General features: G+C 33.8%; 21 protein-coding genes and 1 riboswitch. Of the genes, 15 read left to right on the top strand and 6 right to left on the bottom strand.

The window, feature by feature from the left end:
- Positions 1-21: 21 nt before the first annotated feature.
- Positions 22-882 carry a peptidoglycan DD-metalloendopeptidase family protein gene (locus VF726_RS03575; RefSeq protein ID WP_440165900.1) on the top strand — a complete coding sequence of 287 codons (861 nt, stop codon included), beginning with the start codon at positions 22-24 and terminating at the stop codon, positions 880-882.
- 57 nt (positions 883-939) lie between these two features.
- Here VF726_RS03575 and VF726_RS03580 read toward each other — a convergent pair whose 3' ends face one another.
- On the bottom strand, positions 940-2,235 hold the full coding sequence (locus VF726_RS03580) for an Nramp family divalent metal transporter (protein ID WP_440165902.1): 1,296 nt from the start codon (positions 2,233-2,235) through the stop codon (positions 940-942).
- 475 nt (positions 2,236-2,710) lie between these two features.
- Here VF726_RS03580 and trhO point away from each other — a divergent pair, with 475 nt between their 5' ends.
- A complete protein-coding gene (gene trhO / locus VF726_RS03585) occupies positions 2,711-3,670 on the top strand; it encodes an oxygen-dependent tRNA uridine(34) hydroxylase TrhO (protein ID WP_000246224.1) in 960 nt (319 codons plus the stop codon).
- A 183-nt stretch (positions 3,671-3,853) separates the two neighbouring features.
- Here the strand turns inward: trhO and VF726_RS03590 are convergent, their stop codons facing one another.
- Positions 3,854-5,329, bottom strand: a complete 1,476-nt coding sequence (locus VF726_RS03590) for a hypothetical protein (protein WP_440165904.1) — start codon at positions 5,327-5,329, stop codon at positions 3,854-3,856.
- A gap of 175 nt (positions 5,330-5,504) precedes the next feature.
- Between VF726_RS03590 and panE the strand changes: the two genes are divergently transcribed.
- Complete coding sequence (panE, locus tag VF726_RS03595; protein WP_440165906.1) at positions 5,505-6,449, top strand: 2-dehydropantoate 2-reductase; 945 nt, start codon at positions 5,505-5,507, stop codon at positions 6,447-6,449.
- 55 nt (positions 6,450-6,504) lie between these two features.
- Here panE and VF726_RS03600 read toward each other — a convergent pair whose 3' ends face one another.
- The gene (locus VF726_RS03600) at positions 6,505-6,633 is read right to left on the bottom strand and encodes a hypothetical protein (RefSeq protein ID WP_440165908.1); all 129 of its coding nucleotides are present in this window, start codon (positions 6,631-6,633) and stop codon (positions 6,505-6,507) included.
- Between the two features lie 139 nt (positions 6,634-6,772).
- Positions 6,773-6,919: riboswitch (cyclic di-AMP (ydaO/yuaA leader) on the top strand.
- Between the two features lie 144 nt (positions 6,920-7,063).
- Between VF726_RS03600 and VF726_RS03605 the strand changes: the two genes are divergently transcribed.
- From VF726_RS03605 to VF726_RS03625, 5 genes are all read left to right on the top strand, one after another.
- Complete coding sequence (locus VF726_RS03605) at positions 7,064-8,890, top strand: APC family permease (RefSeq protein ID WP_440165910.1); 1,827 nt, start codon at positions 7,064-7,066, stop codon at positions 8,888-8,890.
- A 592-nt stretch (positions 8,891-9,482) separates the two neighbouring features.
- Entirely contained in the window at positions 9,483-10,643 is a 1,161-nt protein-coding gene (gene nheA / locus VF726_RS03610) for a non-hemolytic enterotoxin NHE subunit A (protein WP_440165912.1), read from the top strand.
- Between the two features lie 31 nt (positions 10,644-10,674).
- Positions 10,675-11,883, top strand: a complete 1,209-nt coding sequence (gene nheB / locus VF726_RS03615) for a non-hemolytic enterotoxin NHE subunit B (protein WP_000162968.1) — start codon at positions 10,675-10,677, stop codon at positions 11,881-11,883.
- 259 nt (positions 11,884-12,142) lie between these two features.
- Entirely contained in the window at positions 12,143-13,222 is a 1,080-nt protein-coding gene (gene nheC / locus VF726_RS03620) for a non-hemolytic enterotoxin NHE subunit C (protein ID WP_440165914.1), read from the top strand.
- Between the two features lie 233 nt (positions 13,223-13,455).
- On the top strand, positions 13,456-14,082 hold the full coding sequence (locus VF726_RS03625) for a LysE family translocator (protein ID WP_440165916.1): 627 nt from the start codon (positions 13,456-13,458) through the stop codon (positions 14,080-14,082).
- Between the two features lie 375 nt (positions 14,083-14,457).
- Here VF726_RS03625 and VF726_RS03630 read toward each other — a convergent pair whose 3' ends face one another.
- A complete protein-coding gene (locus VF726_RS03630; protein WP_440165919.1) occupies positions 14,458-15,114 on the bottom strand; it encodes a lysostaphin resistance A-like protein in 657 nt (218 codons plus the stop codon).
- A gap of 627 nt (positions 15,115-15,741) precedes the next feature.
- Here VF726_RS03630 and VF726_RS03635 point away from each other — a divergent pair.
- The 7 genes from VF726_RS03635 to VF726_RS03665 all read left to right on the top strand — a co-directional run bounded on the left by VF726_RS03635 (position 15,742) and on the right by VF726_RS03665 (position 22,391).
- Positions 15,742-16,332, top strand: coding sequence for a TetR/AcrR family transcriptional regulator (locus VF726_RS03635; protein ID WP_440165921.1), 591 nt, complete (start codon positions 15,742-15,744; stop codon positions 16,330-16,332).
- A gap of 368 nt (positions 16,333-16,700) precedes the next feature.
- Positions 16,701-17,648 (top strand): sugar-binding transcriptional regulator, encoded by a 948-nt coding sequence (locus tag VF726_RS03640; protein ID WP_440165923.1) that lies wholly within the window; start codon positions 16,701-16,703, stop codon positions 17,646-17,648.
- Between the two features lie 307 nt (positions 17,649-17,955).
- Positions 17,956-18,627 (top strand): deoxyribose-phosphate aldolase, encoded by a 672-nt coding sequence (gene deoC / locus VF726_RS03645; protein ID WP_001017444.1) that lies wholly within the window; start codon positions 17,956-17,958, stop codon positions 18,625-18,627.
- A 102-nt stretch (positions 18,628-18,729) separates the two neighbouring features.
- Entirely contained in the window at positions 18,730-19,911 is a 1,182-nt protein-coding gene (locus VF726_RS03650) for a NupC/NupG family nucleoside CNT transporter (RefSeq protein ID WP_000876170.1), read from the top strand.
- A gap of 36 nt (positions 19,912-19,947) precedes the next feature.
- Positions 19,948-21,249: a pyrimidine-nucleoside phosphorylase gene (locus VF726_RS03655; RefSeq protein ID WP_440165926.1), complete on the top strand. Its 1,302-nt coding sequence runs from the start codon at positions 19,948-19,950 to the stop codon at positions 21,247-21,249.
- A gap of 33 nt (positions 21,250-21,282) precedes the next feature.
- Positions 21,283-21,678 (top strand): cytidine deaminase, encoded by a 396-nt coding sequence (locus tag VF726_RS03660; RefSeq protein ID WP_000358539.1) that lies wholly within the window; start codon positions 21,283-21,285, stop codon positions 21,676-21,678.
- 233 nt (positions 21,679-21,911) lie between these two features.
- Positions 21,912-22,391 carry a CcdC family protein gene (locus VF726_RS03665; protein ID WP_440165928.1) on the top strand — a complete coding sequence of 160 codons (480 nt, stop codon included), beginning with the start codon at positions 21,912-21,914 and terminating at the stop codon, positions 22,389-22,391.
- A gap of 47 nt (positions 22,392-22,438) precedes the next feature.
- Here the strand turns inward: VF726_RS03665 and VF726_RS03670 are convergent, their stop codons facing one another.
- Together VF726_RS03670 and VF726_RS03675 are read right to left on the bottom strand one after the other, a co-directional pair.
- Positions 22,439-22,669: a DUF896 domain-containing protein gene (locus VF726_RS03670; RefSeq protein ID WP_071757868.1), complete on the bottom strand. Its 231-nt coding sequence runs from the start codon at positions 22,667-22,669 to the stop codon at positions 22,439-22,441.
- Between the two features lie 250 nt (positions 22,670-22,919).
- On the bottom strand, positions 22,920-23,909 hold the full coding sequence (locus tag VF726_RS03675) for a F510_1955 family glycosylhydrolase (RefSeq protein ID WP_440165930.1): 990 nt from the start codon (positions 23,907-23,909) through the stop codon (positions 22,920-22,922).
- Positions 23,910-23,921: the final 12 nt, after the last annotated feature.

A 23,921-nucleotide genomic window follows, 5' to 3' on the forward strand; every position in this document is an offset into this window, starting at 1 on the left:
ATATGAGAGTGGGGATACAACATGTGGAAGAAATATGTATTAATAATTTTCGTTGCGTTTTTAATTATAAGTTGGAGTGTAGTTTATTTAGCTAAAGGTTTTATATCAGTCATTTTTTGGTGGAGTATACAAGCCTTTAGCATAGTATCACTCTTTATTTTGATAGGATCAATATTACTATTTGTGTGGAAAGGCATTTTCAGAAAGCGAATAGATAGAATATTACTCTTCATCGTTCTTTTCTCTATAATTGGAGCTTGGCCTTTAGGGTGGTTTGCTAACATAGGGGGACTTGCTTACCCAGCAGATGTACATTCTATGAATCCTAAAGCAGTAGTTCGCTTTCCTTTGAATGAACGAGCATTAGTGGGATGGGGCGGTAATCGATTAGAAACGAACTATCATGTTATAAAACCAAATGAACGCTGGGCATATGATATTCTTATTCCGCCTGCTGAAGTGAAAAGTAGTAAGCTAGAGGATTATGGAATATATGGAGCCGAAGTAATGGCACCAGCTTCTGGAACAGTTGTATCTATCAATAATAATGAAAAAGATGTAGTTCCAGGAGAGGATGATTTTCAGTCAATGGCGGGGAATCATATTTATTTACGACTAGATGAATCAGGGACATTTATGGTTCTGGCCCATTTAAAGCAAGGATCAATTAAAGTTAAAGAAGGACAACATGTAAATGAAGGAGAATTACTTGCTCAGGTCGGTAACTCAGGAAGTTCAAGTGAGCCGCATTTGCATATTCATCATCAAAGGCAGGATCCATCCAAGGTAAGCATATTTCTTTCGGAAGGATTACCACTTTACTTTCGAACGGAAAAAGGTGCGATAATGCCAGAAAGAGGTACATACATAATTGGTAAGTAGAAGAGAATTACTTCGCTAAAAAAGGTATTCCCGTTTTTATTGGAATACCTTTTCTTATTACCCTGCAAAAGTTTGATACAACAAGAAAATATTTAAAACGATAACAAGTGCGGCAATGATCCACGCGATGAATGTTGTAATACGATGGTTAACGAGTGCACCCATTATTTTTTTACTACTTGTAAACATAATCAGTGGTACTAATGCAAAAGCAATGCCGAATGATAAGACAACTTGACTCATTACGAGAGCGTAAGTTGGATTCACGCCTAAAGCAATAATAACGAGAGGTGGAATCATTGTAATAAAGCGGCGTAAGTATAACGGAATATGCATTCGAATGAAACCTTGCATAATAATATCGCCTGACATTGTACCGACAGAAGAGCTGGATAGTCCTGCTGATAAGAGCCCAATTCCAAATAAAGCAGCTGATACTGGACCGACTAAAGTACTAAACTGGTTAAAAGCAACATCAAGGTCTTCAACATGCAAGCCGTTTTTAAAGAATAGTGCAGCTGCTACTATTAACATACTTGCGTTGATTGCTCCAGCGATAACCATTGCAATAATAATATCAATAAACTCGAAGCGGAAAATCTTTTTCTTTTGTTCATCATTTGTTCCGACTACGCGGCGCTGCGTTAAGGCAGAATGTAAATAAATTGCGTGTGGCATAACTGTCGCACCTAAAATTCCTGCTGCAAGTAATATACTGTCTACACCTTGGAATTTTGGAATGAAGAGCCCTGAAAGTAGAGGACTTAATTCCGGTTTTGCATAAAAGACTTGTACACCAAAAGCAATAACAACGATGAAAATCATTCCTGTTATGATAGCTTCTAATGGACGAAATCCTCTGCGTTGAAACTCAAGAATAATAAATGAGCCGACTGCTGTAATTAAAGCGGCAGGTAACATCGGAATTCCAAATAATAAATACAATCCGAGTGCTGCCCCGATAAATTCAGCTAAATCAGTAGCCATAATAACGAGTTCACCTTGTATCCATAAGCCGATGGATACAGGCTTTGGGAAGTTTTCTCGAGCTATTTCAGGAAGGTTCCTGCCTGTAGCAATTCCTAATTTAGCTGATAAAGTTTGGATTAATACAGCCATTAAATTAGAAGCGAGAATTACCCAGAGTAATAAATATCCATATTGTGATCCAGCGGCAATATTTGTCGCGAAATTGCCAGGATCAATATAAGCGACTGAAGCGATGAAAGCGGGACCTAAAAAGGGTAGTAGTCTTTTTAAACCTTTCGTTTGTCCGCTTAATGCTAAATGCGCTGATTGAACAGTTGTACTTTGAGAAGGGACTTGTTCATCTTTTGATATATCTTTATTCATAGTCGTTTTCCCCTTTGAAATGTTAACTTGATGAAATTATTGTAAGTATTCTTACTGTTTATTTCAATACATTTAAATGTATTGGTGATATTTTTATTTGAACACAAATGTTTCCTTAGTGCAAATTATATGCCTTTACGCAATTGATAGTGTGATGTTATAAAAAATTGGGAGTTTATGGTGTGATGACGTGGGGAAACATAATGAATTAAAGGGCTATTTTTGAAATTTATGTGAACATAAAGCCGATAATATAGCATATTAATTGATGGAATTGCATTTGTATGATATATAATATATTGGGATTGCAACATAACCACAGTGTTTTGGTGTGTAATCTTGTTTTTTATTTTTGTTAACTGATAGAAAATAGTATAAAGAAAAGAAAATGGGATTCATTTTCTTATTATATATGTTTTGATATGAACGTTAACTTATACATGATTTTAAAAATTAGATAGGTGGTAGAAACACATTGGCAACTACAAAACCATATAGAGTATTACTATATTACATGTACACAACAATTGAAAACCCAGAAGAATTCGCGGCAGAGCATTTAGCATTTTGTAATTCACTTGAATTAAAAGGTAGAATTCTTGTAGCAAAAGAAGGTATTAACGGAACTTGTTCTGGTACTGTAGAACAAACAGAGAAATACATGGAAGCGATGAACAATGATCCACGTTTTGACGGTATTGTATTTAAAATAGATGAAGAAGAGGGGCATGCATTCAAGAAAATGCACGTGCGTCCTCGTCCAGAATTAGTTACACTGCGTCTAGAAGATGACATTAACCCACACGAAATTACTGGTAAGTATTTAGAGCCAAAAGATTTTTATGAGGCAATGAAACAAGAAGACACAGTTATCATTGATGCACGAAATGATTATGAATTTGATTTAGGTCACTTTAAAGGTGCAATCAAACCTGATATTGAATCATTCCGTGAATTACCAGATTGGATTAGAGAAAACAAAGAAACGCTTGAAGGTAAAAAGATTTTAACTTATTGTACTGGCGGAATTCGTTGTGAGAAGTTCTCTGGTTGGTTAGTTCGTGAAGGTTACGAAGATGTAAGCCAGCTTCACGGCGGTATTGTAACGTACGGTAAAGACCCAGAAGTACAAGGTGAGCTTTGGGATGGACAATGTTACGTGTTCGATGAGCGTATCGCTGTACCAGTAAACCAAAAAGAACATGTTATTGTTGGTAAAGACCACTTTACAGGTGAACCTTGTGAGCGCTATGTAAACTGTTCAAATCCAGAATGTAACAAGAAAATTTTATGTTCTGAAGAAAACGAAGCGAAATATTTACGTGCATGTTCTCATGAATGTCGTGTAAGCCCACGTAATCGCTACGTAATACAACACGAATTAACTGAAGAGCAAGTAGCTGCTGCATTAGAGAAAATCGAAGCAGGGAAGTAAGCTAAATTAGTGTAAAAAAAGTACTCCAATTTTTAGTTTGGAGTACTTTTTTATGATGTATTTTTGTCAGTTATTGTCGGTAAGTCGATATGTTTTGAAAATCGCCGATATATTTCGAGTTGCGCTGATATAATCGAAAAACCGCTGATATAAATTTCACTCACTGAAATGCGCCACGCATTTTTAATTTTTATCATCTTTCTCTTTCACAGCAGAAAGAACAGTTTGTTTTACCCATGCTTTTCTTCGTTTATGTTGTAGACTCCATTGGTATAAACTTTGCGCACCTAAAATAAGTGAAATGACGATGCCGCTAATTGCTATTAAGAGTGCGAAAAATTCAAGTGGCGATGATATTTTGTTTGAATCGGTATTTCTTAAGAGATCAATCATAGTAAACCCTAACATTTGGCCTACTACAGAGTAGAGCGTTAAAATTAATAATAAAAGGCTATCTTTCTTAGCTGAGACATTTTCTTGATATTTAAACAAACTATCAAGATTTTGTTTTGCATTTGAGTATAACCCCTCGATGTTAAAAAGCTTTCTTAAGCGAAAGAAAATGTCTTCACTCTGTGATTGGGATACTAGCTCTAAAGAAAAGTAATTCGCCGTAAACGAATTGATTGAGTAAATTAATTTTTCTATTTCATTTGTATCTTGTTCAATGTTTAGTTCAGCATAAGCGTTCGCCATTTTTAATAAAACAATTTTATGAAATAGATTTAATAATAAAGCGTAATAAAACTCCCCATACATTTGACTCGCAAGTTTAATAAATTCGCGTTCTCCTTCATTTGTTACACATGTGAATATATGTTCTTCCATTATGAAATAGCGATTCGGAGCCCATCTTTGGTAAGCATGTTGTTTTAAATAATCATGAATATAAAGCAGATTATTTGCACTCACATATGCCTTGCCATCACTTGTTAACCCAGAAAGGCTGGAAGTACGATAAACATCCACTTCATTCAGTTCCATATCTTCTTTTATAGATAATAAAGTTTGAACGTACATTCTTTGGTCTTCAAAGAAAGGAAAGGTTTGAAAGTAAGAACTTCTTAATCTCTTCTTCTCAAAGAAATCTGTTACGCCATGAAATAAATAACCAAAAATGAATCTTTCCACTTGGGAATACTTTTTTCCATTACATTCAATACAAATCGTTTCATTTGTATCATTTTTAGTTTCAAGTACACGGAAGCGGGCGGCGAATTCAATTGCTTCTGATAATGTCATGTTTGGAGCGGTCTCTACTTCTGTCCGAATTGTTAAGAAGCCAAGCTCATAAGGACAAAGTGTTACGTCAATAGAATGAATCTTAAATGGAACGGAAATAAGATTTGTTGTTAAATGTCCAGTTAAGTTAAGGTCTTTAGAATAGCGCTGTAACCCCTTTTGATGCTCTGAATGAGGAAATAAAATTTTATTTGTAAATGAAAGATAGTATGCTTCCATATTTTGATGTGAAACTTGAAACTTTCCATAGTATGTATTTTCATTTTCAAGATGATCGAGTCGAAAAGGACGAAAGTCATTTTTCTGTAAGAAAGGGAACATATTTTGTTCATACCCAGTTTTAAAAGAAAACGGGAATATAAATTGAAATATAGCTGTTGTTACATCTTTTTCCTCGATTGTATGTATTGCCTCCATTTACATTGTTTCCTTTCCAAATATGCTATAAAAACAACATGCCCAAATTCATTTGAAAATAACCACTGTTTTATACTTGATTAAGAATGAAAATTCAGCTTATTTAGTAGGGGACATGTATAATGTTATGTATACTGAATGTTATAAAATTGTATTTTGAAAAGGGGGATGTTGTATGCGTATTTTAGTATTAGGAGCGGGAGGCGTTGGAGGATTTTTTGGTGGCCGATTAGTCGAAAAAGGGGAAGATGTTACGTTTCTTGTTCGTAGTAAACGTAAAAAACAATTGGAGGAAAGAGGACTTGTAATCAGAAGTATTAACGGTGATTTTTCCTTCCAACCGAAATTAATAACGAAAGAAGATCAAACTGCTCCATTTGATGTGATTCTATTTTCAACAAAAGCGTATCACTTAAACGAGGCAGTTCAAGATTTGAAACCGTTTGTTGGCGAAAGTACTGTAATCATTCCGTTGCTAAATGGTATCGCTCATTTATCACTATTACAAAAGGAACTCGGTGAGGATAAAGTAATTGGCGGTTTATGCTTTATCGAGACGACGTTAAACGATCAAGGAGAAATTGTACAAACTAGCGCTGCCAACAGACTTGTGTTTGGAGAAATGAAGTCTCAAGATTCAGAGAGAATAAAGCATATTTCTAAAGCATTTGCAGGTACGAAATCTAGTTTTATTTTAAGTGAAAACATTATGCAAGATATGTGGCATAAATATTTATTTATTACTGTAATGTCAGGTGTGACAACATTAATGCGGGCACCGATAGGACCGATTCGTGAAAGCAAAGGTGGACGCGATTTTATCCAAAACTTATTTGAAGAATGTATGCAAATTATGAGATGTGTAGGAGCACCAATTAAAGATAATATTGTCCAAGAACATATGAAAACAATTGATAAAATTTCGTATAATATGAAGTCATCGATGCAGCGTGATATGGAAAAAGGTTCGTCTATTGAAGCGAAGCACTTACAAGGATACTTACTAGATGTAGCGGAACAATTTTCTATAGAAGCACCATTATTAGGATCAGTATATCAAAATTTGAAAGTGTATGAAGAAATGACCTCTAACAAATCAGCAATACAATTGGATGTATGAAAAAATAAAAAAGAAAGCAATATATAAGTGTATTGCTTTCTTTTTTTATGACAAATCATTTATTTCTTTTTGTTCTATCTGTCAAATTTATTTCCTGTTCACGTTTACCGTATAATTGATTAATTTCATTTGCTAATGCATCTAAATAGGAATCGGAAAAAATAGGCTTCTTTTCTTTAGTCATATAGGTCTCCTTTATTGATTTTTTAGTATTCATTATGTATATTTACCGGCGGATTATGCGCAATCATTTTAATTTTTTCTTTTTAAAAATTTTTGTTTACATTTTGAAAATAAAGGAGTATTATAATCCACAGTTTCAATTTTCTAAATCGCTGAAACCGCATGGTGCGGGGGACCCGTTCTTATGGATTAGTTCTTAATCCAATGGGGTGAATCCTTGAAAAAGGTAGGGCTACTCATAGGCCCGAATCCGACAGCTAACCTCGTAAGCGTTATATTGAGAAGGAAGGTGGAGCTTGTGCGACAAAAAATATAATGTCTACAAGTCTATTTCGTTATGGCTTGTAGACATTTTTTGTTTTCTGAAGAAATCGTTTATCCGCTATAACTAGCAGAAAAGTTCGTACAAAATTATTGGAGAGTGGACAGCAGTGGTTTCATCTATTAAAAGATTTTTAATTGGAAGACCGTTAAAATCAACAGAGCTTGGAGAACAGAAGCTTAATAAAACGAAAGCTTTAGCTATTTTATCTTCTGACGCATTGTCATCAGTTGCTTACGGTCCAGAGCAAATTTTAATTGCTTTAGCAGGTGTTGGAGCGATCGCTTATTGGTATTCCATTCCAATCGCTGTTGGGGTATTAGTATTATTGACGGCCCTTATTTTATCTTATCGTCAAATTATTTTTGCTTATCCGCATGGCGGGGGCGCGTATGTTGTATCAAAAGAAAATTTAGGGATGAATCCAGGCTTAATTGCTGGAGGATCTTTATTAGTTGACTATATTTTAACTGTTGCAGTAAGTGTGTCTGCAGGTACAGATGCGCTCACATCTGCTTTTCCTAGTTTACATGCACATAATGTAATCATTGCGATTATATTTGTTATATTTATTACCATCTTAAATTTAAGAGGTGTAACGGAATCAGCTTCCGTTTTAGCATATCCTGTTTATTTATTCGTTTTGGCACTATTTATATTAATTGGTGTAGGGATATACAATATTTTAACGGGGCACGTGTCACCAACTTTACACACGCCGATTGGAACACCAGTTGCAGGGATTAGTTTATTTTTATTACTAAGAGCATTTGCATCAGGTAGTTCTGCTTTAACAGGTGTTGAAGCAATTTCAAATGCAATTCCGAACTTTAAAGATCCTGCGCCAAACAATGCAGCGAAAACATTGCTTGCAATGGGTGCATTACTTGCAGTTTTATTTTCAGGAATTGTGTTCTTAGCTTATTATTACGGAATTTCTCCAAGTAAAGAAGTAACAGTTGTTTCACAAATTGCTGAACAAACATTTGGACGTAATTTCATGTACTATTTCATACAAGGTACAACTGCTTTAATATTAATTCTTGCTGCTAATACAGGTTATTCTGCATTCCCACTATTAGCAGTTAATCTTGCAAAAGATAAGTTTATACCGAGAATGTTTATGATTAGAGGAGACCGCCTAGGATACTCAAACGGAATTATTATACTTGGAATCGCATCGATTATTTTAATTGTAGCTTTCCAAGGACAAACGGAACATTTAATTCCGTTATACGCAGTAGGTGTATTTATTCCGTTTACCCTTTCTCAAACGGGTATGGTATTAAAATGGCTTCGTGAAAAACCTGAAGGATGGGCTTTGAGATTAACGGTCAATTTAATAGGAGCAGTCATTAGTTTTATCGTAATGAGTATGTTCTTTTTAACTAAATTCGCACAAGTTTGGTCGATCCTTATATTCTTACCTGCAATCATATTCCTGTTCCACCGAATTAAGAAGCATTATGATGCAGTAGGCGATCAATTAAGTTTAAAAACTTGTGAGAGAATTGTTCCAATAGAAGGAAATGTAATCGTCGTTCCTGTAGCTGGTATGACACATGTAGTAGAGAATTCATTAAATTATGCGAAGTCTCTTTCTGCAGATCAAGTTATCGCTGTATATGTTGCTTTTGACAGGGAAGAGGAAAAGAAATTTGAAGAGAAATGGAAGAAGTGGCAACCTGAAGTAAGACTTGTTACGTTACATTCTCATTATAGAAGTATTCTTCAACCGCTAACAAAGTTTATTGATACAGTGCAATATAAAGCGAGTGAATCAAATTACCGAGTAACTGTAGTTATACCACAGTTCATTCCGAAAAAAGGTTGGCATAACATTCTTCATAATCAATCTAGTTTACTCATTCGTGCGTATTTACTCTATAAGCGAAATGTTGTTATTACGACAGTTCCATATCATTTGAAAAAGTAAGAAGATTTTTAGGGATAGCTTCAAGAAATTGAAGCTATCCCTTTTATGTATATGCTATGCATAATTGCATACGAGTTAAAAAGATATATCAATATAATTTTTGTGTCTATGAGTAAGTAGAGGTTTTTCTTGTGATATATGGATATTTCAATTGAAAAAGTGAAGCGGATTATATTTTGAAATAAAGACATGAAAGCTTGGAAATAAAGGGAATGAAAATACTTCTTTACGTTATATAAATAGCTGTGTTTAAATGACCTTACAGTACAAAACTTACATGAAAACAAACCGAAATTTCATATTTACGTACGTTATTTAGTTTAAAATGAATAATATTTTTATGTAATATATTCACTGTTTGAATGTGGAGATTGCTATAAAATAGAAATTTTATACAATGTTATTCATACTAATCACATATGAAATGTTTTATAACGATAAGTAAGTACTGTAGCAATAAAAGTTGGGAGAGGTGGTTCATACATGGATCGCGGTGAGAACGTTCTCTATTTTAACCATCTCAAACTATATGCAAGAAAATAGAATAATAAAATGCGATAGTAATAGTTGCTAATACATAGGAGGAGTTAAAGTGAAAAAGACTTTAATTACAGGGTTATTGGTTACAGCAGTATCTACGAGTTGCTTTATTCCTGTAAGCGCTTACGCCAAGGAGGGGCAAATAGAGGTGAAAGCAGTATATGCACAAAATGTGATTGCTCCAAATACATTATCCAATTCAATTAGAATGTTAGGATCACAGTCACCGCTTATACAAGCATACGGATTAGTTATTTTACAACAGCCAGACATTAAGGTGAATGCGATGAGTAGTTTGACGAATCATCAAAAGTTTGCGAAGGCAAATGTAAGAGAGTGGATTGATGAATATAACCCGAAGCTAATCGACTTAAATCAAGAGATGATGAGATATAGTACTAGATTTAATAGTTATTATAGTAAGCTCTATGAACTAGCAGGAAACGTAAATGAAGATGAACAGGCAAAAGCAGATTTTACAGGTGCATATGGAAAATTACAATTGCAAGTACAAAGTATCCAAGAGAGTATGGAGCAAGATTTATTAGAGTTAAATCGATTTAAAACGGTATTAGACAAAGATAGTAACAACTTATCGATAAAGGCTGATGAAGCAATAAAAACACTACAAGGATCAAGTGGAGATATTGTGAAATTAAGAGAAGATATAAAAAGAATTCAAGGAGAAATTCAAGCAGAGTTAACGACTATTTTGAATAGACCGCAAGAAATTATTAAAGGTTCTATTAATATCGGTAAACAAGTATTTACAATTACAAATCAAACTGCACAAACGAAGACAATTGATTTCGTTTCTATCGGTACTTTAAGTAATGAAATTGTAAATGCTGCAGATAGTCAAACGAGAGAAGCCGCTCTTCGCATTCAGCAAAAGCAAAAAGAGCTATTGCCACTTATTCAAAAGTTATCACAAACTGAAGCAGAGGCAACACAAATTACATTCGTTGAAGATCAAGTAAGTAGCTTTACAGAACTAATTGATCGCCAAATTGCAACTTTAGAAACGTTATTAACGGATTGGAAAGTTTTAAACAATAATATGATCCAAATTCAAAAGAATGTTGAAGAAGGCACATATACAGACAGTAGTTTACTACAAAAACATTTCAACCAAATTAAAAAAGTAAGTGATGAAATGAATAAACAAACGAATCAATTTGAAGATTACGTTACAAACGTTGAAGTACATTAAAAATAAGTAACGATATAGGGAGAGAAGAAAAATGACAAAAAAACCTTATAAAGTAATGGCTCTATCAGCACTTATGGCAGTATTTGCAGCAGGAAATATTATGCCGGCTCATACGTATGCAGCTGAAAGCACGGTGAAACAAGCCCCAGTTCATGCGGTAGCAAAAGCTTATAATGACTACGAGGAATACTCATTAGGACCAGAAGGCCTAAAAGATGCAATGGAAAGAACAGGTTCAAATGCTTTAGTAATGGATCTGTACGCTTTAACAATTATTAAACAAGGTAATGTTAACTTTGGAAATGTATCGTCTGTTGATGCGGCTTTAAAAGGGAAAGTAATTCAGCACCAAGATACAGCTAGAGGAAATGCGAAGCAATGGTTAGATGTATTAAAACCACAGCTTATTTCAACGAATCAAAATATCATTAACTACAATACGAAATTCCAAAACTATTATGATACTTTAGTTGCTGCAGTTGATGCAAAGGATAAAGCGACTCTTACGAAAGGCTTAACTAGATTATCAAGTAGTATTAATGAAAATAAAGCGCAAGTGGATCAGTTAGTAGAAGACTTGAAGAAATTCCGAAATAAAATGACGTCAGATACACAAAACTTCAAAGGTGATGCAAATCAAATTACATCTATTTTAGCTAGTCAAGATGCAGGGATCCCGCTTCTGCAAAATCAAATTACAACGTACAATGAAGCCATTAGTAAATATAATGCAATTATTATCGGTTCATCAGTTGCGACAGCTCTAGGGCCAATTGCAATTATTGGTGGTGCAGTAGTTATTGCTACAGGTGCAGGAACGCCGCTAGGAGTCGCATTAATTGCAGGTGGTGCAGCAGCAGTAGGCGGTGGTACAGCTGGAATCGTATTAGCGAAGAAAGAGCTTGATAATGCACAAGCAGAAATTCAAAAGATAACAGGACAAGTTACAACTGCGCAATTAGAAGTAGCTGGGTTAACGAACATTAAAACACAAACTGAGTATTTAACAAATACAATTGATACTGCAATTACAGCGTTGCAAAATATTTCAAACCAATGGTACACAATGGGATCAAAATACAATTCTTTACTTCAAAATGTAGATTCAATTAGTCCAAATGACCTTGTTTTCATTAAAGAAGATTTAAACATTGCGAAAGATAGCTGGAAAAACATTAAAGACTATGCAGAAAAGATTTATGCGGAAGATATTAAAGTAGTAGATACGAAAAAAGCATAATTGAATACGAATCGTTAAAGCGTTAAGTATTGATGATTGGTTTGAAGCTCCTGTTCATTTGTGAGCAGGAGCTTTTTATCCCACTTTAAGGGGCAGTAAGACCCTTACCTCAAAATTCAGCGAAAGCAAAGAAGTTAGGTGGGGGATCAACTGCCCCTAAAAGTCCGATTGGTTCAACTAATAATCAGTGGGGGATGAAGAAAACCCCCACTGATTAAAGTTTCACTTTATACCCTTATAAAGAAAATAGGTGAAAAATATGCAGAAAAGATTTTATAAAAAATGCCTTTTAACGTTAATGATTGCTGGGGTGGCAACGAGTAATGCATTTCCTTTACATCCTTTTGCAGCAGAAGTAAATGTAAAAACATTACAAGAAAGTGCGAAAAATTATTCGTTAGGGCCAGCTGGATTCCAAGATGTAATGGCGCAAACGACATCGAGCATATTCGCAATGGATTCATATGCAAAATTAATTCAAAATCAGCAAGAGACTGATTTGAGTAAAATAAGTTCCATTAATGGTGAGTTTAAAGGAAATATGATTCAGCATCAAAGAGATGCAAAGATTAACGCGACGTATTGGTTAAATAGTATGAAGCCTCAAATTATGAAAACGGATCAAAATATTATTAATTACAATAATACTTTTCAAGCGTATTATAATAGCATGTTAATTGCGATTGAGCAAAAAGATAGCGTAAAGTTAAAAGCGGATTTAGAAAAGTTGTATGCGGATATTGTAAAGAATCAAAATGAGGTAGATGTATTATTAGGAGGTTTGAAAGCTTTTCGCGATAGAATGGCGAAAGATACAAATAGTTTTAAAGAGGATACAAATCAATTAACAGCGATTTTAGCAAGTACGAATGCCGGTATCCCAGCTCTAGAGCAACAAATTAATACATATAACGATTCAATCAAAAAGAGTAATGATATGGTCATTGCTGGTGGTGTACTTTGCGTAGCGTTAATAACATGTCTCGCTGGCGGACCGATGATTGCCATTGCGAAAAAAGATATCGCAAATGCAGAAAGAGAAATTGCCAATTTAAAGGATAGAATTTCTGGAGCACAAGCAGAAGTCGCAATATTGACTGATGTAAAAAATAAAACAACAAATATGACCGAAACAATTGATGCAGCAATTACAGCACTGCAAAATATATCAAATCAATGGTATACAGTAGGGTCAAAATATAATAACTTATTACAAAATGTAAAAGGAATCACCCCTGAAGAATTTACGTTTATAAAAGAAGATTTACATACAGCAAAAGATAGCTGGAAAGACGTAAAAGATTATACAGAAAAATTACATGAAGGCGTGGCGCAGTAAACAGTGGACTAGTTCTGCTGTTTATTTTTTATCTCGTTTTTAGTGAGAGTTGGACTTTTAATTTGATAAATAAATTTTTCATGTGTTTTATTAATGTAGCTTTTGGGTAATGTTTAGTCAAATTGATACTAATAATCTAGATAAACTTCTGATCAAGCTTTTAATATTTAATGTTTTAATGAAAAAGGCTATACTGTAATCAAAACTAAAAATTGGAAAGGAAACACCAGAACATGGAAAATTATTTATTATTTATCCTTACAGCAATGCTAATTATAATGATGCCTGGTCCCGGTTTTGCACTAGTTACAAAAAATACTATCTCACATGGTAAAAACGGTGGGATAAAGACCGTCTTAGGAACGGTATCTGGAATGATGATTCATACAATAATGGCTACGTTAGGACTCTCTGCTATCTTAATGAAGTTTGCTATGTTATTTACATTTATAAAATATGCTGGGGCTTTTTATTTAATTTACTTAGCTGTAAAGTCAATTAAAAGTGCTTTTTCTAAAAAAGAAGATATGTCATGTTCAGTGGGAGTGAATTCTAAGGATATTGGAACAATTAAAAGCTTTAGACAAGGATTTACTACGGCAATTTTAAACCCAAAAACTGCTGTGTTTTTTCTTAGTTTTCTACCCCAATTTATTGTGAGTAATCAAAATCATTTCCTCCAATTTCTTTTATTAGGAGTCATCTTTACGACTTTGACAGCAATATGGTATTTACTTTATATCTCACTCATACGTCAATTAAGAACTTTTTTAAGAAAAGAACGAGTGAACCGTACAATTGAGGGTATTACGGGCGCAGTATTATTAGTATTTGGAGTTAGGTTGTTTTTCCAAAAATAAATATGTAAATGAAACGAGAGATAAATAGTGGTGGTTATTTATCTCTTATCTTAACTAAGCAATTTAATTTTTATGTCTTATAACTTAAGGGTTGTGGAACAAACTGTGCTTCAATTACTAATCGGCTAATAAAATTCTGGATATTTTCCAAAAATTTTTACTGTAATGGAATAAAAGGAGAGCATATATTAGTCATGGTATTTCCTTTTCTTATTCTTAGTTTGATGTTGATGTGTTGGCCCCCTATAAAAAAACCACAGTTTACACCCAAACTGCGGTTTTTCGACATACAAGGAGTTACATAAATCATTAGTCAATGTCTAATGATTTATCAACATCTGTTTTTATTTTTTAAACTCTGCAACAGAAACAAACCTAGTTTAGAATGAAAGTAATGCAATTGTTTAACATATGTATCGCCATAACATATGCAAGGGATCTGTTAGAAATAAGATAAGCCGCAGTAAGTATCACCGCGCCAGGTAAATAAAGAGCAAAATCCGAAAGCTGGTTCGTATGCAGCACTGTAAAAATTATAATTGAAATGATGGATGCAATAGCAGTACCAATATAATGCGAAAAACGATTTAATATTATATAACGAAATATAAGTTCTTCAAGTATTGGACCGAGAATACCAAATACAAGCAATGTAAGTATAAGAGGTATCTCCGCGCCCGTTTCAAGGAGCTGTGCTTGGTTCTCTGGCTGACCAGTTGCTAGAAAACGCATAACAATCTGTTCTACAATTACCGTAAATAAAACCACCATAGGAATACTTACTATTTTCAAAATTGTCTTCTTTTTAAAATAAGTAAAACTTTCAATAATCTCTTTCCTAAAGAAAATGATTCCTACAACAGCAGGTACAGTTAAACCGATGGCACTAAGAGCAAATTCTGATTCAACTAAATTGCTGTTAGTTAAAAGTGATAGGCCAAATAATATGAACAAGCCAATTTGAAGTAGTGCAAACAGTGTATAAATTATTAGCATAATAAGTTCTTTTTGATTCATTTTAATAAAGTTCAATTCATTACCTCCATAATTAAATTACTTAGCATCTTTGATTTTTCTTTCTGCATTAGGTTCTCCTTCATTAATATTAGTTTCCAGACCGGACCGTTCGGTTCGAAAACTAATAATACTACAAGTTTCTAGTCTTTTAAACCCCCTTTACAAATTATTAATAAAATTAACATGGTAAAAACCAAATGTAATTATATGTTAGTTGCTTATTTACAATCAAATTACAGCAATCATTAATGATTAACCTTTTATAGAATGAAATGAAGGGGTGGGAGTAGCTTACGCCCCTTAGCTAAACATATTAATAAAAATTATATATAATAGTTATATGTCTATACATTATAATTAACTATATATTTTTACTTCTTCTATGATTTTAGATAGAATTAGTTATATAATATGACTAAATTAACCAATTGGTCATGTTATTATTAACAGAAAATTCATTCGAATGTTATGGGTAAAATAATTTAATGAACCTCAAACTGTATTGTTTTAGGTTCCTATAAGATAGGGATTGATAAGATATTTTTGCTTCAAACTTATTTATACTTACAATAAAAATTCAAAAAAATTATAGTAACAATCAGCTTAAATATTAAGTTCGTTTTATTAGGAGGACCACCAAGCATGACTAAAGTTGATAAGGTAAAAGAAAAGATTATTGAAACATCTTTATATTTATTTAATACTAATGGGATAACTTACACATCCATCCAGGATATAATGACAGCTACTGAACTATCTAAAGGAGCTATTTATCGTAGATTCAAAAATAAAGAAGAAATTGTTCTTGCTGCCTACGATAAAAGTGGTGAGATTATGTGGAGTCATTTTCATAAAGCAATGGAAAATAAAAAGACAGCAATCGATAAAATTCTTGCAATTTTCCTTGTATATCAAGATGCAGCTAACAATCCACCTATTGCTGGAGGCTGTCCATTGCTTAATAGTGCAGTTGAAAGTACGGGAGTATTTCCAGAATTACAAAAAGCAGCAGCAAAAGGCTATGATGATACAGTAATGTTAATGTCCTCTCTCATAAAGGAAGGAATAGAGGAACAAGAACTTAAAGAAGATATAGACATTATATCGCTCGCTTCTTTTCTTGCATCTTCAATGGAGGGAGCCATTATGGCAAGTCGCGTATCTAACGATAATATACACCATCAATATTTTATTGAACAAATAAAGCATCATCTTTTCACTTATTCTAAATAAGTGGGAACTTGCATTGTTTCCATCCAATTTATTTATACTTAAAATGAATAAATACCCCTCATAAAATGTATCTTCTGTTTATGAGGGGTATTTGAATAGCTTTTAGACGATGTTTCATATTTCTTATTGGAAGGCTTTGTTATCGTTACTACAGAAAAAGAAAAAAGAATGAATTACATATAAATCGATTTACGTGTTCAAGCGTATCTATATTGAGTTTGTAAATCTACACAATAAGTTTTCATTGTATATAATAAGTGTAGTAGAAGTTCAAGTAGATGAAATTCGATAGTCGAAATTTCTTACATAAAGCTGTATAATGCTTGTAACGAAAAGGAAATACAGGAAAGGGTATGTAACGAGTTACTATGGATAAAGATAAACAACAATTAAGCGTTGAAGTTGCAAGATTATATTATCAATCAGATTATAGTCAGCAAGAAATTGCAAATAAATTAAATATTTCAAGACCGACGATCTCTAGATTATTAAAGTACGCGAAAGAAAAAGGATTTGTTCAAATTAGTATAGCCGATCCATTTGCTGATTTAGATAACGTTGGGAATTTACTGAAAGAAAAGTATAACTTGTTAGAGGCACATGTCGTATTTTCTCCAGTGCCAGAATATGCAACGACTACAGAGTATATAAGTAAATATGCAGCTGAGTATATGGAAAAGACGGTTAAAACTGGTGATATCGTTGGTGTAAGTTGGGGAATGACGATGTATGAAATCGCTAGAAAAATCGTACCGCAACATGTAAAAGGTGTAGAAGTTGTCCAGTTAAAAGGTGGTATTAGTCATTCGAGTGTAAATACATATGCGAATGAGACGATAGCTTTATTTGCAGATGCTTTTCAAACGACGCCAAGAAATTTACCACTCCCAGTAATATTTGATAATGCAGTGACAAAGGAATTAGTAGAGCAGGATCGACATATTCATCACATTATCGAAATGGGAAAACAAGCGAATATTGCAATTTTCACTGTAGGAACAGTGCGAGACGAAGCGCTATTATTCCGATTAGGCTATTTCGATAAGGATGAAACGAGTTTACTCAAAAAACAATCAGTCGGTGACATTTGTTCACGATTCTTTGATGCGGATGGAAATATTAGTAGTGAAGAAATTAATAAGCGGACCATTGGAATTGAGTTAGAAGAACTGAAATTAAAGAAACGCTCGATTTTAGTTGCAGGTGGTAATAGAAAAATAAAAGCAATTGATGGTGCGTTACGCGGCGGGTATGCAAATGTATTAATTATCGATCAGCATACAGCAAAAGAACTGTTATATTATAAAAAAGGTTAGAAATAAAAGGCTTTCTCAAGATGTTAATTTTGAGAAAGTCTTTTATTTTGTTATATATAAATTACGGAAGTGTTTTTTGAATATAAATTGCCTTTTAAAAAATAATTATGGATATTGAGATACATACTACCATTGTTAATATAAAAGTTTTGATTTTAAATAGGAAGTGTTTCTTAGTTAGAATGCGCTTTATTTACTACAAGAAAATAACTTTCCAAAAAGAGTGAACAAAATTTCAAAAGTGTATTTACATTTGTTCAACTAAGAGTTAGAATGAAGTTGTTAAAAGATATGAGGAGTGAAGATAATGAACATTGCAAAGTTAATTGACCATACAATTTTAAAAGCTAATACTACTAAAGAAGATGTTATGAAAGTAATCGAAGAAGCAAAGGAATATAAATTCGCTTCTGTTTGTATTAATCCTACATGGGTGAAGCTAGCTGCTGAAGAATTAGCTGGACATGACGTAGATGTTTGTACTGTAATCGGTTTCCCATTAGGAGCAAGCACAACTGAAACAAAAGCATTTGAAACAAAAGATGCTATTGCAAAAGGTGCAACTGAAGTTGATATGGTAATCAACGTAGGTGCTTTAAAAGACGGCGATAACGAGTTCGTTGAAAAAGACATTTATGAAGTAGTACAAGCAGCAAAAGGAAAAGCTCTTGTAAAAGTAATCATTGAAACTTGCCTATTAACAGATGAAGAGAAAGTACGCGCTTGTGAATTATCAGTAAAAGCTGGTGCTGATTTCGTAAAAACTTCAACTGGATTCTCAACTGGCGGAGCAACTGCTGAAGATATCGCATTAATGCGTAAAACAGTAGGACCAAACGTTGGTGTAAAAGCATCTGGTGGCGTTCGTACACGTGAAGATGCAGACAAAATGGTAGCTGCTGGAGCTTCTCGCGTTGGAGCAAGTGCTAGTGTTGCAATCGTATTAAATGATGCAAAAGGTGCTACAGATAACTACTAATCATTAATGAAGTGAAGAGCAATGGATACACAAAGTAAAGTGTATCTATTGCTTTAACAATTGAAAAAAATGTAAGCGGATACGAATGGGAGGAGACGGCTTATGAAATACTTAATTGGTATTTTTGGCCTCGTATTGATTTTAGGTATCGCTTGGCTTGCTAGTAATGATAGAAAGAAAGTCAAATATCGCCCAATCATAACGATGGTTATACTACAATTCATTTTGGGGTTTTTATTATTAAATACAAGTGTAGGGAATATATTAATTAGCGGAATAGCAGATGGTTTTGGAGAGCTATTAAAATATGCCGCTGACGGTGTGAATTTCGTATTTGGTGGATTAGTAAACCAAAAAGAGTTTTCGTTCTTTTTAAGTGTATTAATGCCAATCGTATTTATCTCAGCTTTAATCGGTATTTTGCAACACATTAAAGTATTACCTATTATTGTGAAATCTATCGGTCTAGCATTAAGTAAAGTAAATGGAATGGGGAAACTAGAATCATATAACGCTGTTGCTTCTGCGATTTTAGGACAATCTGAAGTGTTTATTTCAGTTAAGAAGCAACTAGGATTATTGCCAGAGAAAAGAATGTATACATTATGTGCATCTGCAATGTCTACCGTTTCAATGTCTATCGTTGGATCGTATATGGTGTTATTAAAACCACAATATGTTGTAACCGCTTTAGTGCTTAACTTATTCGGTGGTTTCATCATTGCTTCTATCATTAATCCGTATGAAGTTACTGAAGAAGAAGATATGTTAGAAGTACAAGAAGAAGAGAAAAAGACTTTCTTTGAAGTATTAGGGGAATATATTATAGATGGATTTAAAGTTGCGATTACAGTAGCAGCTATGTTAGTCGGTTTCGTTGCTCTTATCGCATTCATTAATGCCGTATTTAAAGGTGTAATCGGTATTTCATTCCAAGAAATACTTGGTTATGTATTTGCACCATTTGCATTTATTATGGGTGTACCTTGGCATGAAGCAGTTAATGCCGGAAATATTATGGCAACAAAATTAGTATCAAATGAATTTGTCGCTATGACAGATTTAGCACAAGGAAACTTTAATTTCTCAGATAGAACGACAGCGATTATATCTGTATTCTTAGTTTCATTTGCAAACTTCTCTTCAATTGGAATTATTGCAGGGGCAGTTAAGAGCTTAAATGAAAAGCAAGGGAATGTAGTCGCAAGATTCGGTTTGAAATTACTTTTCGGTGCAACATTAGTAAGTTTCTTATCAGCAACAATCGTTGGCTTATTATTTTAATAGATTTATATCATATAAAAAGGAATGGTGATTGTAATGAGAATGGTAGATATTATTGCAAAAAAACGTGATGGCAAAGAATTAACGACTGAAGAAATCAAATTCTTTATTAATGGATATACAGACGGAAGTATTCCTGATTATCAAGTGAGTGCACTTGCAATGGCAATCTTCTTTAAAGATATGACAGATCGCGAACGTGCAGATTTAACGATGGCGATGGTTGAGTCTGGAGAAACGATCGACTTATCAGCAATTGAAGGAATTAAAGTAGACAAACATTCAACTGGCGGTGTTGGTGATACAACAACATTAGTATTAGGACCATTAGTAGCTGCTTTAGGTGTACCAGTAGCAAAAATGTCTGGTCGTGGTTTAGGACATACTGGCGGAACAATTGATAAATTAGAAGCGGTAGAAGGATTCCACGTTGAAATTACGAAAGAGCAGTTCATTGATATTGTAAACCGTGACAAAGTAGCTGTTATTGGACAAACAGGAAACTTAACACCTGCAGATAAAAAGATTTATGCATTACGCGACGTAACAGGAACTGTTAACTCAATTCCTTTAATTGCAAGTTCAATTATGAGTAAAAAAATTGCAGCTGGTGCTGACGCAATCGTACTTGATGTAAAAACAGGTGCTGGCGCATTTATGAAAACAGAAGAAGATGCAAAAGAATTAGCACATGCAATGGTACGTATCGGAAATAATGTAGGACGTCAAACTATGGCTGTTATTTCAGATATGTCACAACCGCTTGGATTTGCGATTGGTAACGCTCTAGAAGTGAAAGAAGCGATTGATACGTTAAAAGGTGAAGGTCCAGAAGATTTAACAGAATTAGTACTTGTATTAGGAAGTCAAATGGTCGTACTTGCGAAAAAAGCAAATACGTTAGAAGAAGCTCGTGAAATGCTAATTGAAGTGATGAAAAACGGAAAAGCAACTGAGAAGTTTAAAGAGTTCTTAAGTAATCAAGGTGGAGATAGCTCAATTGTAGACAATCCAGAAAAAATGCCACAGGCGAAGTACGTAATTGATGTACCTGCTAAAACTTCAGGTGTTATTTCGAACATTGTTGCAGATGAAATCGGTATCGCAGCTATGTTACTTGGTGCTGGCCGTGCAACGAAAGAAGATGAAATCGATTTAGCAGTAGGATTAATGTTACGTAAAAAAGTTGGCGATGCAGTAAAAGAAGGCGAGCCATTCGTAACAATTTATGCAAACCGTGAAAATGTAGAAGATGTAAAAGCTAAAATTTATGAGAACATTTCTATTGCTGAAACAGCAGTGGCTCCTAATTTAGTTCATACAGTGATTACTGACTAATCATAATTACATTTACTTTGGGGAGGAAATAATATGGATAAGAAAAAATATATCGAAGAAGCAAATAAGATGTTATCGAAAGCATATATTCCGTATTCGAAATTTCCTGTTGGTGCAGCGTTAGTTACGAAAGAAGGTAAAATCTATACTGGTTGCAATATAGAAAATGCTTCTTACGGTTTATGTAACTGTGCAGAAAGAACAGCGATCTTTAAAGCAGTATCAGAAGGTGAGCGTGATTTTAGTTACTTAGTTATTACAGGCGAAACGGACGGACCGATTTCACCATGTGGTGCTTGTAGACAAGTAATTGCTGAATTCTGTGAACCGAAAATGCCAGTTTTACTAACGAATGTAAAAGGCGATGAAAAAGAAGTGACGGTTGAGCAATTACTTCCAGGTGCTTTCTCAATAGAAGATTTAAAATAAGTAAAAATCCATTCCGCAATTAATAGTTGTGGAATGGATTTTTTATTTTCAAAAATAGAATGTAATATTTTGTTCATATTCCATTCATAAACTTTGTGTAAAATGATTGTAGCAAATATGGAAAGTATACAGCAGTAGGAATATAATGAAGAAATTCTATAATGCGGCATGTAGTTACTTATTGGTTTATGATTTTGCTAAAAAAGTCTTTTAAATAGATAGGAGTGGAGAGTATGATCGCACTTTTATCAAGTGTCGTAGCAGTCTGTATGGCTGTTGGAGTGATGTTTCTGCGCTTTAAAGCAGCGAAGAAGCCGGTAACGAAAAAGAAAATTATATTGCCGCCAATTTTTATGAGTACTGGTGCAATGATGTACTTCATACCGGAGTTTCGATTAACATCGTTAGAAATAGTAGAGGCGATTAGTATAGGACTTATTTTCTCTATATTTCTAATTAAAACAACGAAGCTCGAAATAAGAAATGAACATATATATATGAAACCGTCAAAAGCATTCATATTTATTTTAGTCGGATTATTAGCTGTACGAATAGCGTTAAAATCATATTTAAGTCAATCAATTGATTTAGCAGAGTTAAGCGGAATGTTTTTCTTACTCGCATTTACGATGATTATATCGTGGAGAATTGTGATGTATCGCTTGTTTACTAAATTAGAAAAGACAATAAACAGAGCTGGAATTTCTATATAGGAAATCCAGCTCTGTTTATGTTTTATTGAAATTCTTTAGCTCGGAACTCATTTACTTAATTTTAAACGTATTTGAGCATCTTGTAATGCGGCTGGTGTTACGTTATGACCATTTTGATCAACAATTTTTGTGTTTAATAAAATGGAATCTAAGCTTCCACGAAATGTTTTTGTATAGTTTTGACGTAACATTTGTTGTTCTTGTTTTTCATCAACTGTTAATCCAGATGTTTTTTCTTTTTTTGATAATTCGTTAATACGGAATAAAATATTTTTCATTTTTCTTCACCTCTAGTTAGAAATAATTACATTAGTAACTTACTAATGTATAGTTATTGTAACGTATCTTTTAATGTGTGTCAATGCTTATAAACATGCCTTGTTTTGTAAGTGTATGTGGGGATAAAGAATGAAAAAAACTACAAATACTTGAAATAGAAAAGATGCTCAATATTAGTTGTCGTGTATGAATCACTTCAAAAGCCGATGTACAATGAAAAAATGGCGTTTAAGCAGATTGTAGTATTAACTATATCGGCAATTGTTGGAACGTTCCCTCTTTCATAATCTTTTTCCACGTTTTACCCTCATCTGTAGAAAGGAACACATTAGCTTTCATTGTCGCAAATGCTATTTCAGCTGAATTTTGAGGGTTTTGTGATATGTACATAATTGCATCTTTAGCATCTAAAGCTGGAATTTGTATGTTTGTCTCTTCATTTGTAGCAATTGATTTCTTCGTTACGATTTGCTTATTGATAGGGGCGTAAATAACTTCTTCTTTACTTAATGTAACTGCTGTCGATTCAAGTGATGTAGAGAATAGTTCAAACGTATTTCCGTAATCAGTAGATAAGTAAACACCGTCTTTGGCACTTACCGCGACTACACTAGATTGATCTGGATGTACTGAAAAGGAATGAATCGGACCTGAAAGCCCCTTCAACTTACTAGTTTTCCATTCTTGTCCATTGTTCGTACTGAAGTAAAAACCTTGTTGTAATTTAGAATTTGGACGTTCATTGTATAAATAAATTGCTTCCGTATTATATCCGACAGCAAGGTTATGAAAATCAGATTCTCCATAAAAAGCTAGCTTTTCGAGGGTATTACCACCATCAGAACTTTTCATTAATCCTAAAGGATTTTTTAAATTTGCTCCTGGTTCAGGATGACCGCTGGCAAAGAACCCGTTCTTCGTTGCCTGAAAGCCCATATAATCATGTAATCCAGTCTTAGTTTCAAGCCATTTTCCATTTTGATAAACTTTTATCCCGCTATGAGTGGCGATAGAAACCCCAGGCATATTTCCTGCATAGCCAATTCCGTGAATGTGCTCAATTTTTCCAGATGTAATTTCTTTATAGAAGTCTTGTGGACTCGTATTTGCTGTTTCTATATTTTTTGGCTGAGATTGCACCGTTTCTTTCTTCGCCGGTGCTATTTCGGCGTTGTTAGAACATCCTGTAATGATTAATAAAGAAGTAATTGCTAAACCTGTTGCTACATAATGTTTCAAAGTTGTGGCTCC

This window comes from Bacillus sp. Brlt_9 (assembly GCF_051948935.1).
In the GTDB taxonomy this organism is placed as follows: domain Bacteria; phylum Bacillota; class Bacilli; order Bacillales; family Bacillaceae_G; genus Bacillus_A.

What these genes read in the sequence shown, in the direction of transcription:
- panE (WP_440165906.1), top strand. Translation starts at nt 5,505, where the DNA reads ATGCGTATTTTAGTATTAGGAGCGGGAGGCGTTGGAGGATTTTTTGGT.
- VF726_RS03635 (WP_440165921.1), top strand. Translation starts at nt 15,742, where the DNA reads ATGACTAAAGTTGATAAGGTAAAAGAAAAGATTATTGAAACATCTTTA.
- VF726_RS03670 (WP_071757868.1), bottom strand. Translation starts at nt 22,669, where the DNA reads ATGAAAAATATTTTATTCCGTATTAACGAATTATCAAAAAAAGAAAAA.
- nheB (WP_000162968.1), top strand. Translation starts at nt 10,675, where the DNA reads ATGACAAAAAAACCTTATAAAGTAATGGCTCTATCAGCACTTATGGCA.
- nheC (WP_440165914.1), top strand. Translation starts at nt 12,143, where the DNA reads ATGCAGAAAAGATTTTATAAAAAATGCCTTTTAACGTTAATGATTGCT.
- deoC (WP_001017444.1), top strand. Translation starts at nt 17,956, where the DNA reads ATGAACATTGCAAAGTTAATTGACCATACAATTTTAAAAGCTAATACT.
- VF726_RS03590 (WP_440165904.1), bottom strand. Translation starts at nt 5,329, where the DNA reads ATGGAGGCAATACATACAATCGAGGAAAAAGATGTAACAACAGCTATA.
- VF726_RS03660 (WP_000358539.1), top strand. Translation starts at nt 21,283, where the DNA reads ATGGATAAGAAAAAATATATCGAAGAAGCAAATAAGATGTTATCGAAA.
- VF726_RS03625 (WP_440165916.1), top strand. Translation starts at nt 13,456, where the DNA reads ATGGAAAATTATTTATTATTTATCCTTACAGCAATGCTAATTATAATG.
- VF726_RS03655 (WP_440165926.1), top strand. Translation starts at nt 19,948, where the DNA reads ATGAGAATGGTAGATATTATTGCAAAAAAACGTGATGGCAAAGAATTA.
- VF726_RS03665 (WP_440165928.1), top strand. Translation starts at nt 21,912, where the DNA reads ATGATCGCACTTTTATCAAGTGTCGTAGCAGTCTGTATGGCTGTTGGA.
- VF726_RS03650 (WP_000876170.1), top strand. Translation starts at nt 18,730, where the DNA reads ATGAAATACTTAATTGGTATTTTTGGCCTCGTATTGATTTTAGGTATC.
- VF726_RS03575 (WP_440165900.1), top strand. Translation starts at nt 22, where the DNA reads ATGTGGAAGAAATATGTATTAATAATTTTCGTTGCGTTTTTAATTATA.
- VF726_RS03580 (WP_440165902.1), bottom strand. Translation starts at nt 2,235, where the DNA reads ATGAATAAAGATATATCAAAAGATGAACAAGTCCCTTCTCAAAGTACA.
- VF726_RS03640 (WP_440165923.1), top strand. Translation starts at nt 16,701, where the DNA reads ATGGATAAAGATAAACAACAATTAAGCGTTGAAGTTGCAAGATTATAT.
- VF726_RS03600 (WP_440165908.1), bottom strand. Translation starts at nt 6,633, where the DNA reads ATGACTAAAGAAAAGAAGCCTATTTTTTCCGATTCCTATTTAGATGCA.